Source organism: Candidatus Schekmanbacteria bacterium (genome assembly GCA_016219965.1).
Lineage (GTDB): Bacteria > Schekmanbacteria > GWA2-38-11 > GWA2-38-11 > J061 > JACRJM01.
In genome coordinates, this window is the sequence record JACRJM010000002.1 from 293,974 (window position 1) to 299,973 (window position 6,000).

The window sequence follows — 6,000 nt, forward strand, 5'->3', positions numbered from 1 at the left end:
ATTCCTGACGAACCTATTTTTTGATCCTATTAATTACTTTTGCCGAAAGACCGGATTCTTTAACTATTTTCTTAAGATCAAACAAATAATTCTTATTTACCATTAGGTTGTTTATCTCGTATAAAAGTTAACCGTTCATTGGAAGGCTAAAGGACAATATAAAGACATTCCCTTACTTGAATCCAATTTGACATAATTTAAGTCCGCGCAACTCTTCTGTCAATCGCAATGTGTTTTGCCTCTTCACGCAAATTTCCCTGCCTATCCACGCATCCTTCACCAGCTACACTGAAGGAAAGTACCTTAACAACTAATCAAAAGGAGGCAAACTATGAATCTACAAAGACTAATAGAAGAACTGGAACGGCAGAAACCGTTAAAATGGGATAGGAGGGCAAATTCAGCGACAATGCAAATGCTCTCGCATGAAAGCGGCCTTACATTTAAGATTAACGGAGACGGGAATATCTTTTCAATTACCAAGCCCTGCCATCAGCAGATAGCTGAGAGGCTGGAGATTCCAGCTAAGTACTATCACAAGATGGAGTCTGAGGCACCGGAGCTTCTGGTCAACAATGTAAACACTTGGCTTGGCAATATGGGCAAAGATTTTTTTGTCCGGGGCATGGGAGAGAACATGAGAGCCTTATTATCTGATAGGTACCGGGTCATTGACCATCTGGACGTGCTTTATTGCGCTTTAAACGAGCTACAAGCCCATGAAGCAGAGATTGAGGACTGTTACCTCTCGGAGACAGAAGTTAACATCAAGGCAAAGAGTCGAAAGCTTAAGGACTTCATACGAAACAGGGATGACCTGATAATCGGTGGACTTCTTTTTACCAACTCTGAGACAGGACATAAAGCTCTGCGGCTTGAACCGAGACTGTTTCGGGTAAAGTGTACCAATGGAATGGTGATAGAGAACATGGTGACAAGACAGATACATCTTGGAAACGGTGAAGATGAATCTGATGAGATGATTTATCTTTCCATCAGGCGATCAATCAAAGAGCTGTTTTCAAGGTTCGGAGAGATAATTGAAAACCTGCGTGAATCTACAGAGATTAAGATTTCAAATCCCCAGAAAGTAATAAACAACGTTGTAATACAGTATGGATTAAGTGAAGGGCAGAAGGAAAACATCTTGATGGCTTTTGGGGCGGAGCCGGAACTTGACCAGTACGGAATTGCCAATGCCATTACCAGAGCTGCCCAGATTGAGGAAAGCTGGGAGCGAAGTCTTGAGCTTGAGAGGATGGGCGGAAGACTTGTTTCTCTGTCTCCAAAAGAATTCAAATGTCTTGAAGCTTAATCTGCGTTTTCAGAGTTCAAAATAAAAATAAAGGGGATGTTGTTAATACGATATCTCCTTTTTGATTTCAGAAAGAAGATCCAATAGTTAAGAAAGTATTAAATTTCAATAAACCCCTGTTTCAATTTTATCAATTGATTTAAAATTTCATCAAATTTTTCCCTAAATGTACGCAATCCCATTATCATGTCTGTAACTAATCTGTAATTGTCTTGCTCTTCAGTTTCTTTATCCAATATAGACTTAATCTCTTTCACGGTATCGAGGTCTGCCATTTTTGCCATGTCACGTCCAAGTAACCTGATGCCTGCAATCTTGTTATCAAAGCCCTCTTCCTGCAATAACGACTGTTCTTCATTATATAATCTGTCTCTGTTTCCGGTATCTTCATATTTATTCATAATGAACAATAAATCCTCAGCATCTTTTTGACGTGACGGATATTTTTCTTTCCATGAAATAATCTTCATCAGCGCAAGACCGGGTAAAGTTGGAAGCTTAATGTCAAGATCAGGATTACTGTTTAACCTGACTGTTATTGAATATTCGTAAGCTTCCTGGAATCCAAGCATGTTCATTATCAATTCTTGTTCCGGAGGCCAGCTTATCCTCTTATGTTCTCCTGCTATAGAACCAAAGGGGATGATATCTATAGAAACATTACCGAACAGGAGTCTCTCTTTTCGCCTGGTGTTTGCAAATTTTCCTGTTGAAATCAGAAATGTGGTTAATTTATTGAACTGATCCCAGTCAGAGACTTCGACACCCAAATCAATGTCAGTCGTAATCCTTGGAGATTTAATATTATAGCAATGTTCAAAAATATAATCCCTCGCTGATGCGCCAACAATAAAGAAAGGAATGCTTAGTGAATCTGCCACTTTTTTTATGGCAAAAAGGGCATCTATATGAGAAGGCTCTTTAATCTTCCCTGATAAGTCGAACAATATATTGCTCATAAATCACCTTTGCAGTTTCAATATTTCTTTCATTATCTGTTGCAATGAGATCAGCATAAATCAGTATGGGATGAACTGTGTCCTCGTGTGTCCCTTCTTGTTCTCGAATCCAAAATCTTTCGAGGATCTCAACTTCTCCTTCCGGATCTTTCCTCAGTCTATTTTCCATTAGCAGTTGATTAATCTGCAGAGTAGTCGTGTAGATAGTGATGAGTTGGGGCTTTAAATATTGAGTTAGCTTAGCAGCAGCAACTTCGCCTCCCCACTGAGCATCCAAGGGATTTAATTCTTTTTGTTGCCACCAATCCTGTTCACCTTTAAAATGACCTAATATCTGTTTGGGCCTCAGCTTTTCAGGATAAGCAGTTACCCATCGCTGAAACAATTTTTCCCGCTGGATTATCTTATTACCGCGTTTGCCCATGTCAAGGAGATAGCCTAATTCCTTGAGCTCCTTCATGAGCCATACAACGGTGCCGAGCGCTACACCTGCCGTAGCTGCAATTTCGCGGTAAGATTTATTCTCTAATCCTCTATTACACAAGAAGGCATAGATCAATTTAAGTCCTGTAGGCTGAAATGTCCGTCTCAGAGGAGTGCGTGTAAAGGTTTCCGGAGGTTTGTTTCCTTTAATAAATATGTAAAGAGGAGGTTGGTTGATATAGGCATTGCCGGCTGTATCGATAAATTCAATTCCGTTCTGTTTAAACTCGTCTGCCATCTGCCTGTTAACATATTTGGTTATAACAATCATTGGATTGAGATTTTTCACATTATCAAATTGTATCAAGCGAAGTCCTGTCCTTGTAACATTTGCTTTAACTTCAACACAAAAACAGATCTCTTTGCCCTGAACAAGCATTTTCAAAATGCAGTCTCTCTGCGGTTTGTCATTCGCTCCAATTATCTCAATCTTTGCCTCTATTTTGAGATGTTTTTTTAGTGCATCTAAGGCAAGTTGAATAATTTCATTTTCTATGATTTCTCTGACCATGGTTCTTCTTGTCGTTCAATAAAATAATTAGTTCATTTGTAATGAACATAATAAATAATGAACGTTTGTCAAGTGTATTTTGAAAATAAACCTTAATATCAATATATTATAGCCGGAAAAGACAATTTGTTCATTCTACTGATCTATGATAAATAGCAACAAGATGTAGGATTTGCCCAAAGCGAAGAAGCATGGGGAGTAATCCTTGAGCTTAAGAGTATTAGAGGAAAGCTTGTTACTTTGGCGCCAAGAGATTTTAAGCAGCTTGAAGCTTAAGCTAAGCTTCATAATTTCAGAATAAAAAAAATAAAGGAGATGTGAAGACAGCATCTCCTTTTTAATTTCTTTGCTCGAATACAATGAGTGATCTCAAGATTGATAAAAAAGAGAATGGAAAGATTTTGGCCGATGATTGACAGTTGCAGTTTCTCTTTGCTATATTTTAAACAGCTCTTTAAAAAAGAGTTAACAAAAATTAGACGATAATGAAACAAATCTTCAAAAAATTTAAAACAAAAAAGGGAGGAATAAGAATGATAAGGGCAATAAATGTAAAAGATTTATCTGAAGAACAAATAAATCTAGTTAAGGAATTTGTAGAATTTTTAAAGAAGAAAGCATTAACTAAAGAGTCTATTGAAGAGGGAAGAGCCAAAAAAAGAATTTTTGAATTGATAGAAAAAAACTGGAGGAAGAACAAAGACATTCCCTTAAAAGAAATAGAAGCTGCGGTTAAAGAAGGAGTAGAAGCTGTCAGAAAAAAATCGGGAGCAAAAATATATGCTTAAGGTAGTTCTTGATACCAACGTTTTGATTAGCGCTACTTTATCTCCTAAAGGTAATCCATCTCAAATCATCAAGGCTTGGCGAGAAAAGAAATTCAGGCTCATTATTTCTTACAGTTTATTAGAAGAGATAGAACGAGTTATTTTCTATCCTAAAGTTAGAAAATATAGTGATTGGAGCAAAGAAGAAATAAACGATTTTTTAAAAGAAATAAAACAAGTCTCCGTTATTAAAGAATCAACGAGATTTTTCTCAGAGATAATCAAGGATGACCCAGATGATGATAAATTTATTATTACAGCCATTGAAGGAAAAGCTAATTATATTGTAAGTGGAGACCAGCACCTGTTGAAACTCAAAACTTACCAAGGTATAAAAATTATCACTCCGGCTAACTTCCTGAAAATTTTAAAGGATCTTTAATTTTCCAGCCAACCACAAAAGGTTGGCTTTTTCTATCTTCCATTTTATCAAAAAAATTTGACAGCTTCTTATCGCAAGGAATAGACTTAAAATACAAACATCATATTAATGAAATCAACATGATTATTAAATGCACTCAAAAATTGCTCCGACAGCTTAAGGTAAATTCGGAGACAGCAATTGAGCCATCCGATTCAACCAGCAAACTTGGCGACTGGTATGCCAATCTGCTTTACATCGAAAGAAAGAAATGCCTCCTTTTTACCAATGAAAAGACTCTCTTTTCCTTTTTTATGCCATGTGTCAATAAAGAGGGTTTCATGATTTTGCCAAAACTATTTACTGCAACATTGACGGCGGTTCTCCAAGAAGAAAAGATTGATGACAACATCATCAATGAAATCATTTCTGAGATTGGAGATATCCGATACGGAAAAACTTCAAACAGGTCAGTTCTTGGTTCAATGAATGATATTGCTTATCATTACAAGGTAAGAATCTTTGATGGTGGAGGATTATTTTATTGCGACTTGTCAGACATCATTCGCCGTCTAAATAGATTGCCCATGTTAACAATGCATTCATGCGGAATAGAAGAGCTTAAGAAGATTTTCAATATCCCCTACGACGTATCAAGGCTGTACTCGATGAATGGAGATTAATCTATTTTTGGAAGTTGAGGTAAGTTTTATAAACCACCAAATTGAAATCATGCGAAGCTTCTCAAAGAATATCTTTCTTGCACATGCTCTTTTATTAAAGAATAGAGCGTGGGAGCTTCCGGAACATCGGCAAGATGGGCTATGCATCCTACATGCAGGATTGTTTTATCCGGTACCAAAACCTCCAATATCCTATCCCGCTGATATTTATCTCTGTCCCTGCCAACTATGCTACAACCAAGAACCAATTGCCTGACCATGGAATTAACTTTTGGAATATCTCTTTCCTTAAAATGTTGTTCAAAGGGCAGGTAATTATTATCATTCAATTTTAAAAGTTCTTCGGCACTATCTGACTGAGGAATCTTGTCTGATGCTTTCAGGTTTTGAAACATCTCTTTCATTCCTCGAAAAAATGTTGTCGGATTAAGCTGGAATTGTAACTTCTTTAGGATCTCAGGAGAATCCACATAGACACATGGGATACTTTTTGATCGTGCATACGCTATGGTGGTGTATATCTCCTGTCCGTAAACGCTTCCATCATTTGACCTTGCCAGATTATCAAGGATTTTCAAGTCAGTCCGTATTTTAAACTCGTCAAACAGAGCCAGTATTTCTTCTTGGAATTCTTTTTGCCGTCTTTTAATTTCAGGTTTTGCCAGATAATCTTCAAATTCCTTTCCGGCATACTCCAGTGTAATTATATCCGGAGAGAAAAATTCAAAGGCTCGCCTTAAACGGGCATCACTTTTAGGGTCGGAGTGGACAACACCAAGAAGGTTAATTTTATTGAAATTCATTTTATTATAAATAACTGTTTAACGTATCTTTATTGCCGGCTGTTGGATCTGAGGCTCA

7 protein-coding genes are annotated in these 6,000 nt (G+C 37.2%); 4 read left to right on the forward strand and 3 right to left on the reverse strand.

Annotated features, from left to right (window positions below):
* The first annotated feature begins 331 nt into the window (after positions 1-331).
* Entirely contained in the window at positions 332-1,315 is a 984-nt protein-coding gene (locus HZA77_02255; protein ID MBI5374226.1) for a DUF932 domain-containing protein, read from the forward strand.
* A gap of 98 nt (positions 1,316-1,413) precedes the next feature.
* Here the strand turns inward: HZA77_02255 and HZA77_02260 are convergent, their stop codons facing one another.
* Positions 1,414-2,274 carry a nucleotidyl transferase AbiEii/AbiGii toxin family protein gene (locus HZA77_02260; protein MBI5374227.1) on the reverse strand — a complete coding sequence of 287 codons (861 nt, stop codon included), beginning with the start codon at positions 2,272-2,274 and terminating at the stop codon, positions 1,414-1,416.
* Entirely contained in the window at positions 2,237-3,268 is a 1,032-nt protein-coding gene (locus HZA77_02265; protein MBI5374228.1) for a hypothetical protein, read from the reverse strand. Before HZA77_02265 ends, HZA77_02260 begins: the two co-directional genes overlap by 38 nt.
* A gap of 533 nt (positions 3,269-3,801) precedes the next feature.
* Here HZA77_02265 and HZA77_02270 point away from each other — a divergent pair.
* From HZA77_02270 to HZA77_02280, 3 genes are all read left to right on the forward strand, one after another.
* Complete coding sequence (locus HZA77_02270; GenBank protein MBI5374229.1) at positions 3,802-4,056, forward strand: hypothetical protein; 255 nt, start codon at positions 3,802-3,804, stop codon at positions 4,054-4,056.
* On the forward strand, positions 4,049-4,477 hold the full coding sequence (locus HZA77_02275; protein ID MBI5374230.1) for a putative toxin-antitoxin system toxin component, PIN family: 429 nt from the start codon (positions 4,049-4,051) through the stop codon (positions 4,475-4,477). Before HZA77_02270 ends, HZA77_02275 begins: the two co-directional genes overlap by 8 nt.
* Positions 4,478-4,596: 119 nt before the next feature.
* Positions 4,597-5,139, forward strand: coding sequence for a hypothetical protein (locus HZA77_02280; GenBank protein ID MBI5374231.1), 543 nt, complete (start codon positions 4,597-4,599; stop codon positions 5,137-5,139).
* Positions 5,140-5,186: 47 nt separating this feature from the next.
* On the opposite strand, the gene HZA77_02285 is transcribed toward HZA77_02280, so the two are convergent.
* Positions 5,187-5,942, reverse strand: a complete 756-nt coding sequence (locus HZA77_02285) for a hypothetical protein (protein MBI5374232.1) — start codon at positions 5,940-5,942, stop codon at positions 5,187-5,189.
* Positions 5,943-6,000 lie beyond the last annotated feature (58 nt).

Bases quoted from the DNA above. Each gene is read 5' to 3' on its own strand.
- HZA77_02285 (MBI5374232.1), bottom strand. From the start codon at position 5,942: ATGAATTTCAATAAAATTAACCTTCTTGGTGTTGTCCACTCCGACCCT.
- HZA77_02280 (MBI5374231.1), top strand. From the start codon at position 4,597: ATGATTATTAAATGCACTCAAAAATTGCTCCGACAGCTTAAGGTAAAT.
- HZA77_02255 (MBI5374226.1), top strand. From the start codon at position 332: ATGAATCTACAAAGACTAATAGAAGAACTGGAACGGCAGAAACCGTTA.
- HZA77_02265 (MBI5374228.1), bottom strand. From the start codon at position 3,268: ATGGTCAGAGAAATCATAGAAAATGAAATTATTCAACTTGCCTTAGAT.
- HZA77_02260 (MBI5374227.1), bottom strand. From the start codon at position 2,274: ATGAGCAATATATTGTTCGACTTATCAGGGAAGATTAAAGAGCCTTCT.
- HZA77_02270 (MBI5374229.1), top strand. From the start codon at position 3,802: ATGATAAGGGCAATAAATGTAAAAGATTTATCTGAAGAACAAATAAAT.
- HZA77_02275 (MBI5374230.1), top strand. From the start codon at position 4,049: ATGCTTAAGGTAGTTCTTGATACCAACGTTTTGATTAGCGCTACTTTA.